Raw genomic sequence first — 19728 nt, forward strand, 5'->3', positions numbered from 1 at the left:
GTCTAGGTTTCAGTGTGACCCGTGGGGGAGTGGCGTCATCCGGCCAGCCAATTGGTGAGCTTCGTCGTCACCTCGTTGAAGTTGGTAGCGTACCAGCCGACGTCCTGAAGGACCGTTTCGCCGGTATTGGCGGGGCCGTAGACCTCCACCTTCTTGGCGTTCTGCGAGAGGTTCGACTTGGCGGCCAGGTTCACCGGCGCGGTGCCGAGGGCCTCGGATATGCCGGCGACAGCCTCGGGGCTCACCACCGTCGGCAGGAACCGTTGTGCGGCCTGGACGTTCGGCGAGCCCTTCGGGACGGCGAAGGCGTTGATGGACGCGACTGTCACGTCCCACACGATCGTGACGTCGGTGCCCTCGTCCATCAGCGGTACGAGTCGCGAGTCCGCAAGCAGGAACATGTCGACCTGCTTCGATCCGACAGCCTGCTGCAGCGCGCCGACGTTCGGGGCGAACGTCGTGACGTTGCGAATGGTGTCGAGTTTCTTGAGCGAGCGGTCGACGTCGAGCGGGTAGAGATCCTTCGGGGCCACGCCGTCGGCCAACAGCGGATATTCAAGGATGCCGTTCTGGATGTTGGTGAGAATGCCGCGCCGGCCGGGGAACTTCTGGACGTCGAAGAAGTCCTCGATCGTCTTCGGCGCCTTGCTGGCGTCCGGGAACGCGTCGGTGCGATAGGCGAACGGCGACGCGTTGATGAAGTTGCCGATGTAGCATTCACCGATGGTGCCCTCGACGAGGTCCTTCTTGTCGACAGCGGAGAAGTCCAGCTTCTCGAAGAGGGTCCCGCAGTTCTGGGTGGCGGCGGCCGGGGCGACCGCGACCACGTCCCACAGCACGGAGTTGCTCTGCACCTGGGCCTTCACCTGCGCGACGTCCGGCGGTGAGGAATTGACGAATGTGACGTTGGGGTTCGCGGCCGTGTAGGGCTTCTGGTAGTTCTCGATCATCGCCTCCTGGCCGACACCGCCGTACGCGACGAACGTCAGTTTGACCGGGCCGTCCGGGTCTGTCGCGGAGGCCGTCTCGCCGCCGCAGGCGGCCAGCAGGGCCACGGCGGTGATCGCGCTGATGGTCGCGAGACCGCGACTGGTTCTGGTCACCATCGTCACTTCCTTCGGTATAGGTCGATATGCGAGCCTGATTGTTCAAATCGCGGTTCATGACTTCGTAATATGAACGCTAGGCGAGGGTGACGCGGCTGTGCAAGGGCCGTTCAGGCATCATGTTTGGAATACGTCGATCATTGTTCACACAGTGAACGATCAGGCGGCTACGACACGTTGCTTCTCGACCCGCCACCAGGCGACGACCGGCTGGCCGACGCTCAGGTCCGTCTGCATGGCGTCGAACTTCGCGCGCCCGACAGTCCCTCCCCGGCCCAGCGAGAGCGCGGCCGTGCGGTAGGAACCCATGTAGCCGATGTCCCGGATGGTCGCGGCCACCGAGTTCGCCCCGGCCGGCACCGCGCCGCCGTCGGTGACGATGTGGACGTCCTCCGGCCGCACCACCAGGGCGACCTGACCGCCGGCGCTCGCCCGGGACGACACGGTGCGGGAGTCGAGAGCCCAGACGTTGTCCTCCCACACGACGGTGTCGTCGGCGCTGCCCGACAACTCGAAGACGTTCGAGTCGCCGAGGAAGCGCGCCGTGAAGAGGGTCTCCGGGGCCTCGTAGAGCGATTCCGGCGTGCCCACCTGCTCGATGCGGCCGTCGTTGAAGAGCGCGATGCGGTCCGACAGGTTCATCGCCTCCTCCTGGTCGTGGGTGACGAACACGAACGTCGACTCCACCTCGCGGTGGATCCGCTGGATCTCCAGCTGCAACGAGGACCGCAGGTTGCGATCCAGCGCCCCCAGCGGCTCGTCGAGGAGAAGCGCTGTCGGGCCGAAGACGATGGCGCGGGCGAGCGCGACCCGCTGCTGCTGGCCGCCGGACAGTTGGGCGGGATAGTTGTCGTCCCGGCCGGTCAGCTGGACCAGTTCGAGCACGTCGGCGACCTTGCGGGCCGTCTCGGCCCTGGACACCCGGCGTTCGCGCAGCGGATAGGCGACGTTCTGCGCGACAGTCATGTGCGGAAAGAGCGCGTAGTTCTGGAAGAGCATGCCCAGGTTGCGCTTGTGCGGGGGAAGCGCGCTGACATCGGCCCCGTTGAACGAGATCGTCCCCGCGGTGAGCGTCTCGAACCCCGCTATCAGGTTGAGCGTCGTCGTCTTGCCGGAGCCGCTGGGCCCGAGCAGCGTCATGAACTCGCCTGGTTCGATGGTGAGCGAGACGTCCGCGACGGCGGGAACCGCCAGGCCGTAGTCCTTTGTCACACCGTTGAGGCGGATCTGCGTACCGGCCCGCGGCGCAACGGACGCGGGCGCGGGCGCGACAGTGGGGGACGGCGTTGCAGGCATGCGTACTCCTAACGGGTCTTTCCTCGGCTACCCACGAACTGCAGGACGAGGCAGATGATGGTGACCGCGGTGACCACGAGGCTGGATGACGCGGCGATCGTCGGGTCGATCTCGACGGTGACGCTGTTGTACATCTGCACGGGCAGCGTCTGGAACAGCGGAGAGCGCAGGAAGAGGGCGATGACGACCTCGTCGAACGACGTCACGAAGGCGAAGATGGCGCCCGTGACGATGCCCCGGCTGATCAGCGGCATCGTCACGCGCAGGAAGGTGCGGTACGGCGGGGCGCCCAGTGACGCCGACGCGCGCAGCAGCTTCGGGTCGAACCCGCCGAGCGCGCTCGTGACCGACACCAGCACGAACGGCACGGCTATCGCGGCGTGCGCGAGCACGTAGCCGGTGATGGTCCCGACGAGCTGCCACTTCAGGAAGGAGATGTAGACCGCCACCGCGATGACGATCGCCGGCGTGACGATCGAGATCATCAGTACGGTCCGTGCGAAACGGGCCAGCCGCCCGGTCAGGTTGTGCAGGCCCAGCGCGGCGGCGGTCCCCACCACCGTTGCGAGCGTGGCCGAGAGCAGTGCCACAAGCACCGAGTTGCGCAGCGAGGTCAGCCACACCGGGTTGGTGAAGAAGTTCTCGTACAGCTTGAGCGAGAAACCCTTCGGCGGGAACTGGAACGTCGACGCGGAGCTGAAGCTCATCGGGATGACGATCAGCGTGGGGAGGATGAAGTACAGCGCGACGAGGACCACGATGGCGGTCAGCCACCACGGGATCGGGTCCACCCCCCGTGCGCGTCGGCGGGTGCGGCGCGGGCGGGGCGCCGTCGTCTCGCCCGCCTCCGTCTGGATGTCACGCAACGCGCGGGTCATGGCTGGTCCTTCGTACGAGTGGCGGCGACGACGCCGATAGCCGAGATGGTGCCCCCGAGGCGGTTCGCCCAGGCGACGAGCACGAGGGTGACGACGAGCACGAGCATCCCCAGCGCGCTGGCCCCGGCGAAGTCGAGGAGCTGGGTCGTGCGCTGGCCGAGCAGTTGGGCGACGAGCGACTGCTGCGGTGAGCCGAGCAGGGCCGGCGTGACGTAGAAGCCGAGGCTCAGCGTGAATACGAGGATCAGCCCGGCCACGACGCCGCCGCGCGACAGCGGCCAGTACACCTTCCAGAAGGCCTTGAGGGGATGCGAGCCGAGCCCGCGCGCGGCCAGCAGCAGTCGCCTGTCGATGCCGCTGAGCGCACTGAACAGGGGCAGCACCATGAACGGGAGCAGTACCTGGCTCATCGCGATGGTCACCCCACCGACCGTCCCGTACAGCACGATGTCCAGGCCGAACTGCTCCAGGAACGAGTGCACCGGACCGTTGCGCTGCAAGATGATGATCCACGCGAAGTTGCGGGCCATCACCGACGTCCAGAACGGGATCAGGACGATCACCAGGAGGACGCCGCGCATTCGCGGCCCGACCCGGGTCATGAGGTACGCGTACGGGTAGCCGAGCAGGAAGGCGATGAGGGTGACCATGGCCGCCGTCATCGCGGTGCGGGCGAGCACCCGCAGCGTCACCCCGTCGGTGAACAGCGTCTGGTAGTGCTGGATCGTCCAGTCCGGACTTCCGGCGCTGCGGACGAGGCTCTGGCCGAGTGGGACGAGCAGGATCACGATGATCAGTGCGAACGCCGGCACGAGCAGGAGCCACTGCGGGCTCGGGGTGCGCCGCCTCGCGGGACCTGGCATCTTCACGTCCGCCTTCCGTCCGTCATCTCGGGCTCGGGTGTCCTGCATGGGTCAGCTCGCGACAAGCGAGCCCAGGGTCTGCGCTGCCTGCTCGAGCGCGTGCACGCGCTCGGTCGACTGGTCCGCGGGGCGCAACATCGCTGTCGTGCCGAGGAGCGCCATCGCGGCCTGGACGTTGCGGGTGGCGAAGACCGGTACCGCCACCGACACGAAGCCCTCCCGGTCGAGGTCGGCCCAGGCGACCCGGTGGCGCCGTACGCCGACAAGCGCGTGCCGCTCCACGGCGGCCTCGGTCGGGGTGAGCCGCTCGTGCGCGCGGGCCACCGCAGCCGGGTCGGACTGGAACGCCAGGAGGACGCGGGTCTGCGCCGCCTTGTGTTCGAGCACGGTGCCGACGCGCACGGTGAGCACGATGGTGGCCTGGTTGGCCTCCTCGACGAGCGTCACCACCGCGCCTGATCGCCCCAGGAAACTCAGCACCGAGGTGAGTCCCGTCCCGTCCGAGAGCTGACGCATGACCGGCGGCGCGAGGGTGAGGATCTGCTGGCGCACCGACACCAGCGCGGAGAGCTGGTCGAGCAGTGGGCCCGGTCCGAATGCGGTGTTGAGGAACCCGGCGCGCTGCAACGACTGGAGATACCGGTGCGCTGTCGTCCGGTTCAGGCCGAGCCGGTCGGCCACGAGCGCCGGCGTGAGGCTGCCGGTGTCCTGGTCGAGGAGCGCGAGCACACTCGCGGCGCGGTCGATCGACTGGATCGTGGCCGTCCGGGCTGGACCTGCGGTGCGGCCCGGACTGCCGGTGCGGCGTGCGCGATGGCCGTGACGCTCGCCGCTCATCTCACACCGCCTCCGGGAGTCACGTCGGGCATGTGTCGTGCATGTGTCCGGGCTGTGTCGCAAGTAGAGCAGCCGAAAGTTCATAGGGCAACCCTCAACTTCGTATTGTGAACAGCCGTTGGTGCCCTCCGGCGAGGTGGAGCACGTTCAGGGCTGTGGACACACCTGAGCGTGATCCGTATATTGAACTTTCATTACGCATCCCGAACACGCATCACCGACTCAAGGAGGTACTCGCATGTCCGTCGCCGAGGAGACGCGCACGCCGACGCCCGGGCTGCTCAAGGTGCTGGACGGCGCCGTCGACCTCCATTGCCACTCCGGTCCGAGCCCCTTCCCCCGCCGCTTCGACCACGTGGAAGCGTCGTACGACGCGGCCCGGATCAACATGCGCGCCATCCTGTGCAAGTCGCATCACCACAACACCGTGATGGATCTGCTCGCCATGCGAACGCAGCTGGCGAACGCGCCGACACCCATGTACGGCGGGGTGGCCCTCAACTCCGAGGTCGGCGGCGTCAACCCGTCGGCTGTCGCGGTGGCGATCAACATGGGTGGCCGCTGCGTGTGGGGGCCGACAGTGTCGGCGGGCCAGCACATCCGGGCACACAGCCACGACGACGGTTTTCCGAGCGCCACCGGCAACCTCTACGAATCCGAGGTGTCGATCTTCAACGCCGCCGGTGACGTGTCCGAGGAGGCGGACCTCGTCACCCGCCTGGTCGCCGATGCCGGAATCCTGCTGACCGGAGGCCACCTCGACGGCGAGTCGATGTCCGCCTACTTCAAGACGGCAAGCGCGAACGGGGTCAAGCGCATCCTGCTGCACCACCCCGACTTCATCGTCGACGTCTCCGAACCCGACATCGAGACGATGCTCGGCTACGGCGCGTTCGTCGAGCACGAGCTCTCGATGTACCACCCACAGGTGCCCGCACCCCGCTGGCCGATCGAGCGACTCGTCGACTGGATCAACAAGATCGGCCCGGAGCGCACAGTGCTCGACTCGGACCTCGGCCAGCAGGGCAACCCGCTCCCCGTCGACGCGTACATCCTGATCGTCCAGCAGTTGCTCGACCACGGCATCTCCGCCGCCGCCATCCGCCAGATGATCTGCCGCAACACCGCCTACCTGCTCGGTCTCGAGGAGACCAACTGATGCGTACGGCTGAGAAGGTCATCATCACGACGGCGGTGACAGGCTCGGTGAACGTTCCCTCGCAGAGCCCCTACCTGCCGCTGTCGGCGGCGGACGTGGCGCAGGCCGCCGTCGAGGCGGTGGAGGCCGGCTCGGCCATCGTGCACATCCACGCGCGGCACCCGGACGGGCGACCCGCCTTCGAACCCGAGATCTTCGAACAGATCATCCCGCGCATCACCGAACGCACCGACGCCGTCATCAACATCACCACCGGCGGTTCGTCGGCGATGACGATGGAGCAGCGGCTCGCGGCGGCCGTCGCGTTCCGCCCGGAACTCGCCTCCATGAACATGGGATCGATGAACTTCGTGTACTCCGGGATCGCCGAGCGGGTGACCGAGTGGCGGTACGCGTGGGAGAAGCCCTACGTGCTCAACACCTACTCCCAGCCGTTCGTCAACACGTTCGACCGCATCGAGCACACGCTGCGCACGCTCGGCGCGAACGGAACCCGGTTCGAGTACGAGTGCTACGACATCGGTCACCTGTACTCGCTCGCCCACTTCGTCGACCGGGGTCTGGCCACGCCGCCGCTGCTGATCCAGGGTGTCTTCGGCATCCTGGGCGGCATCGGCGCCGACCACGAGAACCTCGAACACATGGTGCGCGTCGCCGACAAGCTGTTCGGCGACGACTACTCGTTCTCCGCGTTCGCAGCGGGTCGGGACCAGATGCAGTTCGGTACGCACAGCGCCTGGCTCGGCGGGCACGTGCGGGTGGGCCTGGAAGACAGCCTCTGGATCGGCAAGGGACGGCTCGCCGAGAGCAACGCGCAGCAGGTCCGCAAGATCCGCGACGTGATCGAGGACCTCGGCAAGGAGATCGCCACGCCAACCGATGCCCGTGCGCTGCTCGCGCTGCGCGGCATCGGAACCGCCGAAGGGAGCCCACACGCATGAGTACGTACGCCGCAGACGACATCCGGTCGCGCCTGACGACCTCGACCCCCACCCGGGCGGTGGACGTGTCCACGCCCATCAGGCCCGCACAGTGGATCGAGTTCCACTCGTTCGCACCGACGGTGGTCGGGCCGAACGGCAGCACCACCTGGATCGCCCGCGCCGCCAACCTGGTGATCGCCTACACCGAGGCCAAGGCGGGTGACGTGTTCGCCCGCGCCGCGCAACCTGACGAGTACGCAGTCCTCATGTACTCGTCCAGCGCACCCGTAACGGTGTCCGCCGCCGGCCGCACCGAGTCGGTGTCCGAGGAGGCGTTCGTCGTGGTACCGCCGGGCGACAGCGAGATCCGCGTCGACGGCGACGGCACACTCATCCGGCTGTTCTCCAACCGGGCCGAGGACCTGTGCGCCAGCGCTGTCAACGCGGCGGCGTACGCCGAGCCCGACGAGCGGGTGGCGCCTCTTGCGCCCTGGCCCGACCCGATCGGCGGGTTCGCGCTGCGCGTCTACCGGTTGGCGGACACACCGATCGTCGAGGGCCGGTTCGGCCGCATCTTCCGCACCACGAACCTCATGGTCAACTTCCTCGCCGAGGAGCCGAAGCCCCGCGATGTCCACAAGTTGTCGCCGCACCACCACGACGACTTCGAACAGGTCTCGCTCGCCGTCAAGGGCCGCTTCATGCACCACATCCGCTACCCGTGGGGCCCGGACTCGACGCGCTGGCGGCCCGACGAGAGCCGTGAGATCGCCACCCCGTCGATCTGCGTCATCCCGCCGCCGACGGTGCACACGACCCAGGGGGTCGGCCCGCACCAGCAGCTCATCGACATCTTCTCCCCGCCGCGCGAGGACTTCTCCGCCTCGGGGTGGGTGTTGAACGCCGACGACTACCCGATGCGGTGACCGGCCTGTCGGGGCAGTCGAGCCGATTCCGCGAGGCCCTCGCCGACGTCCACGCGCCAGCCCTCGGCACCTGGGTGAAGATCCCGGCCATGGAGATCATGGAGCTGGTCGCGCTCGCCGGTTTCGACTTCGCCGTCATCGACCTGGAACACTCGCCGATCACGCTGGAATCGGCGTACCAGCTCATCGGCACCGCGCTCTATCTGGGCGTCGCGCCTCTGGTCCGCGTGCCGGGCACCGACGCGGGCGTGGTGCAGCGGATGCTCGACGCGGGCGCCGAGGGCATCATGATGCCGCACGTCGACACCGTCGAACAGGCGCGGGCGGCGGTGTCGCTCGTGCGCTTCCCGCCCCTGGGGTCGCGGGGCGTCGGCGCGACGAGCCGAGCCGGCGCGTGGGGAGCCCTCCCGCGCGCGGACTACCTTCGCTACGGCCAGCAGGAGGTCGTCCTCATCGCGCAGATCGAGAGCGCCGTCGCGGTACGCAACGCGGGCGCCATCGCCGCAATCGACGGTGTCGACGCGTTGCTCGTCGGCGCCGCGGACCTCTCGGTGAGCGAGGGCCGGACCGAATCCGACCCGGCCATCGCCGCCCTGATCGCGGTGACGATCGAGCAGGCCCGCGCGGCCGGCGTTCCGGTGGGCAACGCGGGCGGCTCCACAGTGGATTCCGTTCGTGCGGCGGTGGACGCGGGATTCCGGTTCACGACGATGAGCAACGACGCGAGTCTGTTCGGCGCCGCCGCGAAGGCAGCCGTCGACGCGGCCAGGACCGTGACGTACGAACTGGAGGGTCCATGACTGACGCACAATCGATCGCCCCGCCACTGAACGGCAAGGTCGTCCTCGTCGTCGGGGCGAGCGCGGGGATCGGAGCCGACACGGCGCGCGTCCTGGCCGCCGACGGCGCGGCGCTGATGCTCGTGGCGCGCACCGAGGGACCGCTCGCCGCGATCGCCACCGAGCTGACCTCGGCGGGGCACGACGTCGCGTACGTGACCGGCGACGTGTCGGACGCCCGGGACGTCGCCCGGTTCGTCGACACCACAGTCGAGCGGTTCGGCAGGCTCGACGGCGCGTTCAACAACGCGGCGATGACGCAGGCCGGCCGCCTCGACGAAGTTTCCGAGCCGGACTTCGACCGCATCATGGCGGTCAACGTGAAGGGCACCTGGCTGTGCATCCGCGAGGAGGTGCGGGGCATGCGGCGACAGGGAGCGGGCTCGATCGTCAACGTGAGCAGCATCGGTGGGATGCGCGGCAGCTCCGGCATGGGTGCCTACCAGGCCACCAAGCACGCCGTCATCGGCCTGACCCGCACCGCCGCCCACGACTTCGGCCCGCTCGGCATCAGGGTCAACGTCATCGCGCCCGGACCCACCGAGACCCCCATGCTCGCCAAGACCCGGCTGGCCATCCCCGGCGGCGTGGAGGCGCGCATCGCCGCCACGCCGCTGCGCAAGGTGGGAACCGGAACCGAGGTCGGCGGCACGGCGGCGTTCCTGCTCAGCGACCGGGCCAGTCACCTCAGCGGCGTCGTGCTGCCCGTCGACGGCGGTTTCAGTGCCTGACCCGGGGACCGGCGTCGTCGGGACCCTCCGGCTCCCCGCACGGGTGCACTTCGGGTACGGCGCGCGGGCGCAACTGCCGGAGACCGTCGGCGTCCACGGCCGGCGGGTGCTCGCCGTCGTCGACCCGTTCCTCGTACGGACACCGTTCCTCGACGACACCATCGGCGCGCTCACCGCGGCCGGGCTCGACGTGCGCGTCCACTCCGACATCACACCGGAGTTACCCGTCGACACCCTGGACACCGCCGCCGCGACGGCCCAGGAGTACGGCGCGGACGTCATCCTCGCGATCGGCGGCGGAAGCGCGCTCGACGCGGCCAAACTGATCGCGCTGCTCTGCGCACACGGCGGCCCGCTGAGCAGGTACTACGGCGAGAACCTCGTGCCCGGCCCGGTGGTGCCGATCGTGGCGGTGCCGACGACGGCCGGCACCGGCTCGGAGGTGACACCCGTGGCCGTCGTCTCGGATCCGACGCGGGAACTCAAGGTGGGCATCTCCAGCCCGTTCCTGGTGCCGGTCGCCGCCATCGTCGACCCGGAGTTCACAATCGGGTCGCCGGCGACGGTGACCGCGTACGCCGGCATCGACGCGCTCGTGCACGCTGTCGAGTCGTACACGGCACGGCCCTTCGACCTCGACTGGTCCGCTCGACTGCCGGTGTTCACAGGTCGCAACGCCCTCGTCGACGGCATCGCGCTGCGCGCCGCGGGGCACCTCGGCCAGTGGCTGCCGCTGGCAGTGCGGGAGCCCACCGACCGGCGTGCGCGCCAGGAGGTCGCCATGGGCGCGCTGCTCGGGGGGATCGCGTTCGGCTCGACCGGCACCCACCTGTGCCACGCCCTGCAATACCCGATCGGCGCACTCACCAGGACCCCCCACGGGCTCGGCACGGGCCTGATGCTCCCGTACGTCCTCGACGCTCTGCGCGTCGAGGCCGACGTCGCCGAGCGGACCGCGACGCTCGGCGCCGCGATCGAGCAGATCCCGCCCGGCGAAGCCTCCGCCGAGCGGACCGTCGCCCGGATCGCGCTGATCAACCGCGAGATCGGCGTGCCCGCAAGCCTCGCCGACATCGGCGTCGAGCGCGCGCACCTGCCGCGGCTGGCCGACCTGGCACTCGGGTCGACACGCCTGATCGCGATAGCCCCTGTCACGCCGTCGCGGGACCTGCTGCTAGACATCCTCGAACGCGCCCACGCGGGAGCCCTGGCGGATCGGAGTGCCCAATGACCCTGCACACGGACCTGTTCATCGACGGGCAGTGGCGGGCCGGCTCGGACGGGGAGCGTTTCGACGTCGTCGACCCCGCGGACCTGTCGACAATCGCCCGCTTCGCCATCGCCTCGGAACAGGACTGCATGGACGCCGTCGACGCGGCGGCCGCCGCGCAGGACGCCTGGGCGGCGACCGCCCCGCGTGAGCGCGGCGAGCTGCTCCGCGCCGCCTACGAGATCCTCACCGCCGAGGTCGAGGTCTTCGCCGAACTCATGGTCCGCGAGAACGGCAAGTCCTGGGCGGACGCGATCGGGGAGGCCACCTACGCGAAGGAGTTCTTTCGCTGGTTCGCCGAGGAGGCGGTGCGCGTGCCGGGCGACTACCGGCTCTCGCCCGCGGGCGACAAGCGGATCATCGTGGACCGGCAGCCGATCGGTGTCTCGCTGCTCATCACCCCGTGGAACTTCCCGGCCGCCATGGCGACCCGCAAGCTCGGCCCCGCGCTCGCCGCGGGGTGCACGACGATCCTCAAGCCTGCCCGGGAGACACCTCTCACGGCGGCGTACGTCGTCGAGGTTCTGCGCCGCGCCGGGGTTCCACGCGGCGTCGTCAACCTTGTCACCCCGGTCCCGACCGGCCCGCTCGTACGGCGCATGATCGACCGCCCCGAGGTCCGGAAGCTGTCGTTCACCGGCTCGACCGAGGTGGGCCGCGAGCTGCTGCACGCCTGCGCCGACAGCGTGGTGAGCGCCTCGATGGAGCTGGGCGGGAACGCGCCTGTCATCGTGCTGCCCGGCGCGGACCTGGAGACCACAGTCGAGGGCGCCCTGCTTGCGAAGATGCGCAACGGGGGCTCGGCCTGCACCGCGGCCAATCGCTTCTACGTGCACAGCTCGGTGCACGACGAGTTCGTCGCCCGGATGGACGCCGCGCTCGCCGCCGTCTCGGTGGGTCGGGGGCTGGACCGCAGCAACGACCTCGGGGCGTTGGTCTCCGTGCACGAGCGGGACAAGGTCGCCAGCCTCGTGCAGACCGCCGTGGCGGAGGGAGCGACGCTTGTGCGCGGGGGGCAGTCGTCGGCCGACGGCGCCTTCTACGACGCGACGTTGCTCACCGACGTGGCCCACGGCTCGACGATCACCACCACCGAGATCTTCGGGCCGGTGACCGCGGTGGTCCGCTTCGACGACGTCGACGAGGCGGTCCGGATGGCGAACGACACCATCTACGGCCTCATGGCGTACGTCTTCGGCGAGGAGCGCGAGGCGATCGCCGTGGCACGCCGCCTCGAGGCCGGGATGGTGGCTGTCAACAGGGGTGTCGTGAGCGATCCGTCCGCACCGTTCGGTGGTGTCAAGCAGAGCGGCCTCGGCCGGGAGGGCGGCTCCGAGGGGATCCTGGAGTTCCTCGAGGAGAAGTACATAGCCCTCACCGCGTGACACACGTGAAAACCGCACCGGGTTGGCTGGACCTTCGGCCAACCCGGTGCGGTTTCGTGTCGACGGGATCAGATCAGCAGGTGCCGACCTGCTGCCACGGCCCGTTCGGCGTGCCGGGCAGTTGGTTACGCGTCCACCACTGGGCCTTCCAGAGCTTGCCGCCGTGCACGACGGTCTCGCCACCGGTGTAGACCCACGACGAGGTCCAGGTCAGGTGGGTGCCGGTCGCGCACGCCGTCGGCGCGCCGACCTGCATCCACGAACCCCACGGCGAGGACCCCGGCACCTGGTTCTGCGTCCACCACTGCGCCACGTGTACGGCGTCACCGTGGCTGACGTACTCACCACCGGTGTAGACGGTGCCGGCGTCCCACGTTCGGTAGGCGGCTGTCACCGGACCGCTGGTGGCGGTCGCCGCTGGACGTCCAGCGCCGGTCGCGGTGACCTTCACCCGCAGCTCGTGCCCGACGTCGGCGTGCTGCACCTTGTAGTGCTGCCCGGTCGCGCCGCTGATCGGTTCTCCGTCGCGCAGCCACTGGTACGCGAACGACAGTCCGTCGACGTTCCAGGTGCCCGGCGTGGCGGTGAGGCGCTGCTCCCACAGTCCGGAGCCGTTGACGCTGGGCGCGACCTTGTTGAGCGCCGGCGCGTCCAGGTCCCAACCGTCGATCTGCGGCCCGGTCGGCGGCTTCTGGTAGCCGTGGGCCGTCATCCGCCAGTCGGGGCGTACCTCGCACGGAGCGCAGTCGGGCCAGTAGTGCGCCGGCTCCCGCCCGGTCACCGGGTTGCGGTAGTGGAACCACATGGGCAGGATCCCCGGCCAGCCGATGAACCTGCCGGTGCCGCCCTGGAAGCCCTCCGCGCGGATCCCCATCTGGCTGAGCAGCACATCCGGGGGGTACCTGGTCACCAGAGTGCTCGGCGCCGGGTCGGGCAGGCTGGGGTTGCGCGGGTTCGCGGCCGCCCAACCGCCGGCCCAGTTGACCGACTGCCAGTAGAACTCGTCGATGGTCAGGCTCCAGACCCGCCAGATGCCGTTCTCCAGCACGAACTCGTCGTTGTACATGGCGCCGTTGAAGGTGCCCGGGTTGTTGATCGACGTGCGGGGCTGGAGCAGCCGTGCGCGCAGGGTAGCCGACCGGCCGTCCTCCGACACGATCACCACCGGCTGCGGACGCCAGTGCATGGACAGGCTGTTGCGCATCGTGGACGGGTTGCTCCCGTAGACGGTGAGCCCGGCCTGCGCGATGCGCTCGGGTCCGATGAAGTAGCCAGCGAACGGCGAGAGCTTGTGGCCGTTCGCCGCGTGGATCTGCGACATTTCCACGATCCGCAGATCGTCGAGGTAGGCGGTGTAGGCCAGCGAGACGTTCTCGGCGCCGTCGAACGCCTGCGACCGGTCCAGCCGGCGCTTGAGGTCGGCGAGATCCGTGTTCGGCGGTGCGGTCCCCGCCGGCTTCGCGCTACGACCGGCGACGTCGAGGAACGCCGGTACGACGGTGGCGGGCGCGGCGACGCCGCCGTTGCCCCAACCGTCGGCGTAGGTGGCGACGATCAGGGGAGTGATCGCCATGTCCTTGAGCTTCCACAGCCCGCCGTCCTTGACGAACGAGTTGCGGAAGACGGAGAACTCCCACGAGGCGGCACGGGTGTTCGCGTCACCGACCATGGCGAACTCGATGCCCCGGGCGATGGCCTCCTGCCCGTTGGGGCTCACCTCGACGATCGTGTCGAACAGCGGCCGCTCGTTGAGGATGCCCTGGGAGAGGTTCTCCGGGCCCATCCGCTCCATCGCCTGACGGACGCCACTGCTGCCCTGGTAGGAGCCGACGCCGTCGATCCGGACAGTGCCGTCGGAGGCGAAGAGGTCGACAACGTCGGACCACATGCGACGGTCGACGTAGTAGCCGTAGGCGTGCTGGAGGTTGCGGACCGCGTCCTCGTCGTTGAGCCTGCTGATCCGGGCCGCCAACTCGCCGACGGTGGCCGTCGTGGCCGGCGCGGCGCCCGTCGGCGGCGGGATCGGTACGCCCGCCTCGTCGGGGGTGAAGTGGTAGGGGACGATCGGCAGCGCGCCGCCGACGTTGCGCCAGCCGGTGGCGTACGCGCCGGCGTACTGCGGGTAGTAGCGGAGAAGCTCGATCTGCCAGCGGCCGTCCCTGAGGACGTACTCATTTTCGTAGATTCCGCCCTCGATTCGCGCCTGGCCCTCGCCGTCACCCAGGAAACGCAGGCCCATCCAGCGGCCCTTGGCGGTGGTGCCGTCGGCGGAGAGGTTCACCAGAGGCTGGTCGATGACAAGTGTGTGCAGGGAGCCCGGCCGGATGCCGTCCATGCCGCCGGCGTCTGCTTCGAGCCAGGCCGCGATCGCCGAGCGGCCGGCGGTTGTCTGATCCCCCCACTGCAACGTGCCGTCGGTGGCGAACAGTTCGGCCATCTCCGACCACCGCCCGAACTGGGCCAGGTGGGTGTACGCGCGTTGGACGTCCTTCACCTCGCGCAGGGACTCCACCCGTTCGACATCCCGGGCCAGTGTGTTGATCGTCGTCGACACCGCCACGTTCGTGGTCGTGCCCTGGGTTTGTGCCGATGCTGCCGGTGGGTTGATGGCCACCCCGGCTATCAGGAGTAGCGCTGTGGCCACACTTGTCACACGTCTCATGCTCACGCCCCTATCCGTTGCCGTTGCCGTTGATTCGCGGGCCCCTCGGGCGAGGGTGTCGGGCAGATTCGCGCCGCCGTCCCGGGCGGCAGGCGATGCCGCGAAACGTAACTGAAATGTTCGTCATGCGCTAGATCGATTTCGATGGACGAACATTTGGGCGGCGAGCCGGCGCACTTTCGGCGGTTCGGGCAGCGCGCGGGGCTGATCAGGCGAAACGAGAGAACGAAACGGACGGCACGGAATCCACTTAGCGCGGATACCGGAATGCTGGTATCGCTGTGCGCACGCTCCTGGTCAGGCGTGTCGCGTCGGCAGCGAGACTGGGCCCGGTCACGCAGAAGGGCCCGGCCACCGTCACGAGCTGAGGTGGCCGGGCCCTCCGACGAGCGGTCAGAAGTCGTCGACGTTGATCGTCACCCGATGGGCGCTCGACTTCCAGTTGGGCACGTTGACCACGTCGTACCCGCCGCCGCGCTGACCCACTGTGACGCGTACGACGCCGAGGTTCGCCGGGGTCGCAGGGATGAACACGTCCATGCCGGTGATGAAGGTCTGACTGAAGAACTCCGGCAACGGGGCGGTCAGGTCGGTCACCCCGTCGCTGTCGTCGTCGAAGGCGAACAGGGCGATCGTCCTCTTGAGGCGTGGCGTGTTCGCGGGGTTGAGGACGTCCCTGCCGTTGATCCAGAGCTTGTCGCCACCGTCGCCCTGGTCGCCCCACCACTCCTTCTGGCGTTGGATCGTCAGCGCCGTGTGCCTGTCGCTGGTGTCGACAAGCGCGCCGAGACCCTCGCCCGGCACGCTTGTGGCCAGGCGTACGAACGAATCCGAGCGAAGGAACGGCTGGAAGTAGAAGTGGTGCGTCGGAGCGCCGGAGCGGACGACCGCGAACTCGTAGCGGGCCGTGGCGAGGACCGGGAACGGCCCGAACGAGCCGTCGCCGGCAAGCGTCACCCGATGCGTCGGCCGGGACGACAGCCGGCCGCCGGTGAGGTGGCTGACCGGGTAGACCTCGAGTGTCGCGTCGGTGACGCCGGCGTTGCTCGGAAAGAGCACCGCGCGCCCGGAGACCCGGGCGGTGCCGAGGAGTTGGGGCACGATCCGTGTCGTGTGGGGCGCGCGACCGCGCAGGAACCGGTAAATCTCGCCGAACGACTCCGTCGACGACACGGTCTGCGTGTGGGACTGCTCGGGGAGGTGGACGTTCGTCGCGCCGACGACGGTGCGGGCCGGGTCGCCCTCACCCCAGATGGCGAGGGTGGGTACACCGCCCGGCGGGGAGGCCGCGGTGCGTCCGTCCAGGTTGACGTAGTGCGCGACCCGGGCGGCCCGCGCTGGAGAGCTGGTGAGGTAGCCCTGTGTGACGAAGGTGCCGAGGGAGTGCGCGATCAGGTCGACCTTGTCCGCGCCGGTCGCGGCCAGGAGGCGGGAGATCCGTGCGTCGAGTCCCGCGTACACCTGGGGCAGGATCGTCGCGATGTTCGGCGAGTCGTACTCGTGGGCTTCGATGATCTCGATCGGGTAGCCGTTGCTGGCCAGGCGTTTGGCCTGGGACTGGAACTGCGTGGCCGACCCGGCGCTGCCGTGCACGAAGATCACCGGGCGGTACGTCGGTGGGGCGGCGGCTTCGGCGGCGCGCGGGGCGGGGACGACTGACAGGCTGACCGCGAGGGCGAGCCCGGCCGCCACGGAGAGCAGTCTCCGGAGGGGTGTGCGCATGGATCCTCCACCTTGACGGACGAAGTATTTGCACTGCTAGCGCAAGTATCGTGTCAGGGCGCGGCGCGACGGTCCACACCTTCCGGCCGGGCATCGGTCGCGGTGGAGGCGATCAATTGACCTCTCTGGCGAGCAGGTCGCCCACCGCGGCCCGGACCGGATCGGGGTTCGCCCAACTCCAGTTGGGGTGCGCGCGGTTGGTGAGCAGGGCCAGCACGAGCCGCCGGCCGGGGTCGACAAGCAACGAGGGGCCGGCGAAGCCGGTGTGGCCGAAGGTCCGAGCTGCCGCGAGCCGCCCCATGAACCAACGCTGGTCGAGGACGACCCCGAGGCCGTGCGCGGCGGTCCGGTTGGGACGCTCGGGGTCGACGGCGGGAATCCCCGCGTTCTGGTTGCTGAGCATCCGGCGCACCGTCGCCGCGGCGAGGATCCGCCTGCCCTGGTAGGTGCCCCCGTTCAGGAGCATCTGACCGATGACCGCGAGGTCGGTGGCGCTGGCGAAGATGCCCGCGTGACCGGCGACGCCGCCGAGGTGGTTGGCGACGTCGTCGTGGACGGTGCCCCGCAGCAGCCCTCGCGACGAGCGGGCGTCGGTGGCGACCAGTCGGCTGGCCCGCGCACTGCCCGACAGCCAGGTGCTGGGGTTGAAGCCGGTGTCGCGCAGGCCGAGCGGGCCGGTGAGGTTGCTCTTGAGCGCCTGGTCGAGCCGCTGACCGGTGACCTTCTCGACGATCCTGCCGGCGACCATGAGTCCGACGCTCGAATAGCGGAACGTGTCGCCGGGCACGGCACCGGAGACCAGCCCCGTGGTGAGCACGGCGTTCCACCGGGCCGCGTTGTCGGGCAGACCGGTGACCTTCGCGCCGACCGGCAGGCCGCTGGTGTGGGTGAGCAGCATCTCGACAGTGATCCGCTCCTTGCCCGCCCCGGTGAAGGCGGGCAGGAGGTCGCGGACCGGGGCGTCCAGGTCGACGCGTCCCTTGTCGACCTGCTGGAGCAGCAGGATCGCCGTGTACACCTTCGTGACCGAGGCGAGATCGAAGATGGAGTCGGGACGCATCGCGACGCGCTGGCCCGGCGGAAGGAGCTTCGGTCCAGCGCCGTAGCGCAGCGCCTCCCCGACAGCTGTGTGGACCGTCGTCTTCCCGTCCACGAGGACGACCGCGACGGCACCGGGGAAGCCCTTGTGCTGGACGGTCTGACCGGTGGCGGGCAGCTGCTTGCGGAGCAGCGCCGTCACGTCCTGCGCGTACCGGGCCTGACCAGCCGGCGCGGCACCGCCGCTGGGAGACGCGGTGGCGCTCGGCGAGCCGGACGGCGCCACCGCCGAGCCGAAGCCCACCCGGTTTCCGGCCGCGTCGGTAGCGGTCACCGCGTCGCCGGATTCGGCAAGACCGGGCGCCGACGAGCCCTTGTCGCCGCAGCCGGCCAGGGCGGAGGTCGCGGCGGCCAGTCCGGCCCCGAGCAGAGTACGACGAGCCACGGGCATGCCGGAGATCCTGACAGCAGGTCAGGGCGCATTTCAATCGACCCACCCGAACGTCGACAACCGGCACCCGCCCGGGCGTCCCGGTTGTCACCAGGTGGACACGGTCAGTGGGCGTACGCCGGTTGTGCGACGATCGACGGGAGTCACGCCAGCGACCCGACCACCGCTCTGCCTGCGCCCCGTCCGCTGGCAGACACGGGGGAGGGCCACGCCCTTCGTACCCCTTTTGGAGAGCACGATGCCCCGCTCCGCCATCCGGGCCTTCGCCGCGCTGAACGCAGTGCGACCCCCCGACCAGCCCTCCCCGGTCCTGGGTAAGGCAGTAGTGCTCGGCGGCAGTGTCGCCGGTCTGCTGGCCGCCCGGGTCCTGTCCGATTACGCGGAGAGCGTGCTCATCATCGACCGGGACGACCCGCAGATCAGCGGCGCGCGGCCCGGCGTGCCACAGGGGACGCAGCTGCACGCGCTGCTGCCCGGCGGCCTGTCCCAGCTCGAGCGACTGTTTCCCGGCTTCCGGAAGCAGGCGATCGCCCACGGCGCTATCGAGGCGCCCCCGGCCACCCGGCGCAGCTACCTCGACGGCCGCCTCAAGGTGGTCGTCCCCGACGACGCCGACAGCCTGGCGGGCAGCCGACCCCTGTTGGAGGGGCTGATCCGCCAGCACGTGCTGCGCCTGCCCAACGTCAAGACCTTCACCGCCCGCGCCACGGGCCTCGTTATCGAGGGCGAGGCGGTCACCGGTGTCCGCTGCGACATCGGCGGGGTGCCCGGCGTCGAGGGTGGTGACCTGGTGGTGGACGCCATGGGGCGGTCGAGCCGGCTCTCCGACTGGTTGGAGCGCGCCGGCTGGGAGCGGCCCGCGACGCGGCGGATGCCCGTGCACCTGAACTATGCGACAGCCCTGTTCCGGCGGCCCGAGCAGGACCCACCGGCGAAGGTCGTCCTGGCGCTGCACACCCCGGCGACGATGACGGACGTGGCGGGCGCGGCATTCTTCGCCATCGAGGACGGCCGGTGGATGGCCATGTTGGCCGGCTACGGAGACGACCGTCCGGGGCGCACCGCCGAGGACTTCGTCCGTCGGCTACGGGAGCAGTTCCCGCCGGAGTTCGGCGAGGTCACCGCCAACGAGATGCTCGGCGACGTGCAGACCTACCACCATTCCGACAGCCGGCGTCGGGACTTCCACGCGCTGCGGCGCTGTCCGGCGCGGCTCGTCAGCGTCGGTGACGCCGTCGCCTCGTTCAACCCGGTCTACGGGCAGGGCATGACGGCGGCGGCACTGCACGCGGCCTGCCTGTCGGCGTACCTACGCTCCAACCCCGACCTGACCACCCCCGCCCGCCACTTCCTCGCCCTGCAGAAGGTGGTGGTCGACGCCGCCTGGTCGACGTCGACCTCGGCCGACCTGGCGCTGCCGCACTTCGACGGGCCGTACCCGCGCGGCTACCGCATCTCCAGCTGGGTCAGCCGGCAGATCATCGCGGCGACAATCACGGACGTGGAGACCGCGCGGCGGTTCAACGACGTCGTCTCCATGCAGGAGCACCCGCTCTCACTCGCCACGCCTGGTGTGATCCTGGGGGCGATACGCGCGAACCGACGCGCACGCTGACCGTGCTCGGGCGCTTGGGTCGCCGTC

General features: G+C 69.6%; 16 protein-coding genes. 8 read left to right on the forward strand and 8 right to left on the reverse strand.

Features of this window, described 5'->3' with window-relative positions; all coding sequences use genetic code 11:
• Positions 1-35: 35 nt before the first annotated feature.
• The 5 genes from ACLQ23_RS21630 to ACLQ23_RS21650 all read right to left on the reverse strand — a co-directional run bounded on the left by ACLQ23_RS21630 (position 36) and on the right by ACLQ23_RS21650 (position 4980).
• Positions 36-1106: an extracellular solute-binding protein gene (locus ACLQ23_RS21630; RefSeq protein WP_355591711.1), complete on the reverse strand. Its 1071-nt coding sequence runs from the start codon at positions 1104-1106 to the stop codon at positions 36-38.
• A 159-nt stretch (positions 1107-1265) separates the two neighbouring features.
• Positions 1266-2402: an ABC transporter ATP-binding protein gene (locus tag ACLQ23_RS21635; protein ID WP_425881012.1), complete on the reverse strand. Its 1137-nt coding sequence runs from the start codon at positions 2400-2402 to the stop codon at positions 1266-1268.
• Between the two features lie 8 nt (positions 2403-2410).
• A complete protein-coding gene (locus ACLQ23_RS21640) occupies positions 2411-3280 on the reverse strand; it encodes an ABC transporter permease (protein WP_355591705.1) in 870 nt (289 codons plus the stop codon).
• Positions 3277-4143, reverse strand: a complete 867-nt coding sequence (locus ACLQ23_RS21645) for an ABC transporter permease (RefSeq protein ID WP_355630052.1) — start codon at positions 4141-4143, stop codon at positions 3277-3279. Before ACLQ23_RS21645 ends, ACLQ23_RS21640 begins: the two co-directional genes overlap by 4 nt.
• 51 nt (positions 4144-4194) lie before the next feature.
• Complete coding sequence (locus ACLQ23_RS21650; RefSeq protein WP_355630055.1) at positions 4195-4980, reverse strand: IclR family transcriptional regulator; 786 nt, start codon at positions 4978-4980, stop codon at positions 4195-4197.
• A 238-nt stretch (positions 4981-5218) separates the two neighbouring features.
• On the opposite strand from ACLQ23_RS21650, the gene ACLQ23_RS21655 reads away from it, so the two are divergent.
• From ACLQ23_RS21655 to ACLQ23_RS21685, 7 genes are read left to right on the forward strand one after another with little or no spacing between them, the layout of a single operon-like run.
• A complete protein-coding gene (locus ACLQ23_RS21655) occupies positions 5219-6139 on the forward strand; it encodes a DUF6282 family protein (protein ID WP_053656683.1) in 921 nt (306 codons plus the stop codon).
• Positions 6139-7080, forward strand: a complete 942-nt coding sequence (locus ACLQ23_RS21660; RefSeq protein ID WP_355630057.1) for a 3-keto-5-aminohexanoate cleavage protein — start codon at positions 6139-6141, stop codon at positions 7078-7080. Before ACLQ23_RS21655 ends, ACLQ23_RS21660 begins: the two co-directional genes overlap by 1 nt.
• Positions 7077-7988 (forward strand): hypothetical protein, encoded by a 912-nt coding sequence (locus ACLQ23_RS21665; protein WP_425735355.1) that lies wholly within the window; start codon positions 7077-7079, stop codon positions 7986-7988. The genes ACLQ23_RS21660 and ACLQ23_RS21665 overlap by 4 nt, the downstream gene beginning before the upstream one ends.
• Complete coding sequence (locus tag ACLQ23_RS21670) at positions 7985-8788, forward strand: HpcH/HpaI aldolase family protein (protein ID WP_355591694.1); 804 nt, start codon at positions 7985-7987, stop codon at positions 8786-8788. Before ACLQ23_RS21665 ends, ACLQ23_RS21670 begins: the two co-directional genes overlap by 4 nt.
• Positions 8785-9558 carry an SDR family NAD(P)-dependent oxidoreductase gene (locus tag ACLQ23_RS21675; RefSeq protein ID WP_425735356.1) on the forward strand — a complete coding sequence of 258 codons (774 nt, stop codon included), beginning with the start codon at positions 8785-8787 and terminating at the stop codon, positions 9556-9558. Before ACLQ23_RS21670 ends, ACLQ23_RS21675 begins: the two co-directional genes overlap by 4 nt.
• Positions 9551-10789 carry an iron-containing alcohol dehydrogenase gene (locus ACLQ23_RS21680; RefSeq protein ID WP_425735357.1) on the forward strand — a complete coding sequence of 413 codons (1239 nt, stop codon included), beginning with the start codon at positions 9551-9553 and terminating at the stop codon, positions 10787-10789. The genes ACLQ23_RS21675 and ACLQ23_RS21680 overlap by 8 nt, the downstream gene beginning before the upstream one ends.
• Positions 10786-12213 (forward strand): NAD-dependent succinate-semialdehyde dehydrogenase, encoded by a 1428-nt coding sequence (locus tag ACLQ23_RS21685; RefSeq protein WP_355591685.1) that lies wholly within the window; start codon positions 10786-10788, stop codon positions 12211-12213. Before ACLQ23_RS21680 ends, ACLQ23_RS21685 begins: the two co-directional genes overlap by 4 nt.
• A 73-nt stretch (positions 12214-12286) precedes the next feature.
• Here the strand turns inward: ACLQ23_RS21685 and ACLQ23_RS21690 are convergent, their stop codons facing one another.
• The 3 genes from ACLQ23_RS21690 to ACLQ23_RS21700 form a co-directional block, all read right to left on the reverse strand.
• Positions 12287-14875: a nuclear transport factor 2 family protein gene (locus ACLQ23_RS21690; protein ID WP_425735397.1), complete on the reverse strand. Its 2589-nt coding sequence runs from the start codon at positions 14873-14875 to the stop codon at positions 12287-12289.
• 393 nt (positions 14876-15268) lie between these two features.
• Complete coding sequence (locus tag ACLQ23_RS21695; protein WP_425881013.1) at positions 15269-16597, reverse strand: alpha/beta hydrolase; 1329 nt, start codon at positions 16595-16597, stop codon at positions 15269-15271.
• 112 nt (positions 16598-16709) lie between these two features.
• On the reverse strand, positions 16710-18086 hold the full coding sequence (locus ACLQ23_RS21700; RefSeq protein ID WP_425735359.1) for a serine hydrolase domain-containing protein: 1377 nt from the start codon (positions 18084-18086) through the stop codon (positions 16710-16712).
• A 238-nt stretch (positions 18087-18324) separates the two neighbouring features.
• On the opposite strand from ACLQ23_RS21700, the gene ACLQ23_RS21705 reads away from it, so the two are divergent.
• Complete coding sequence (locus tag ACLQ23_RS21705) at positions 18325-19701, forward strand: FAD-dependent oxidoreductase (RefSeq protein ID WP_355630072.1); 1377 nt, start codon at positions 18325-18327, stop codon at positions 19699-19701.
• Positions 19702-19728 lie beyond the last annotated feature (27 nt).

The sequence above is a fragment of the Micromonospora sp. DT41 genome (assembly GCF_049841715.1).
Lineage (GTDB): Bacteria > Actinomycetota > Actinomycetes > Mycobacteriales > Micromonosporaceae > Micromonospora > Micromonospora profundi.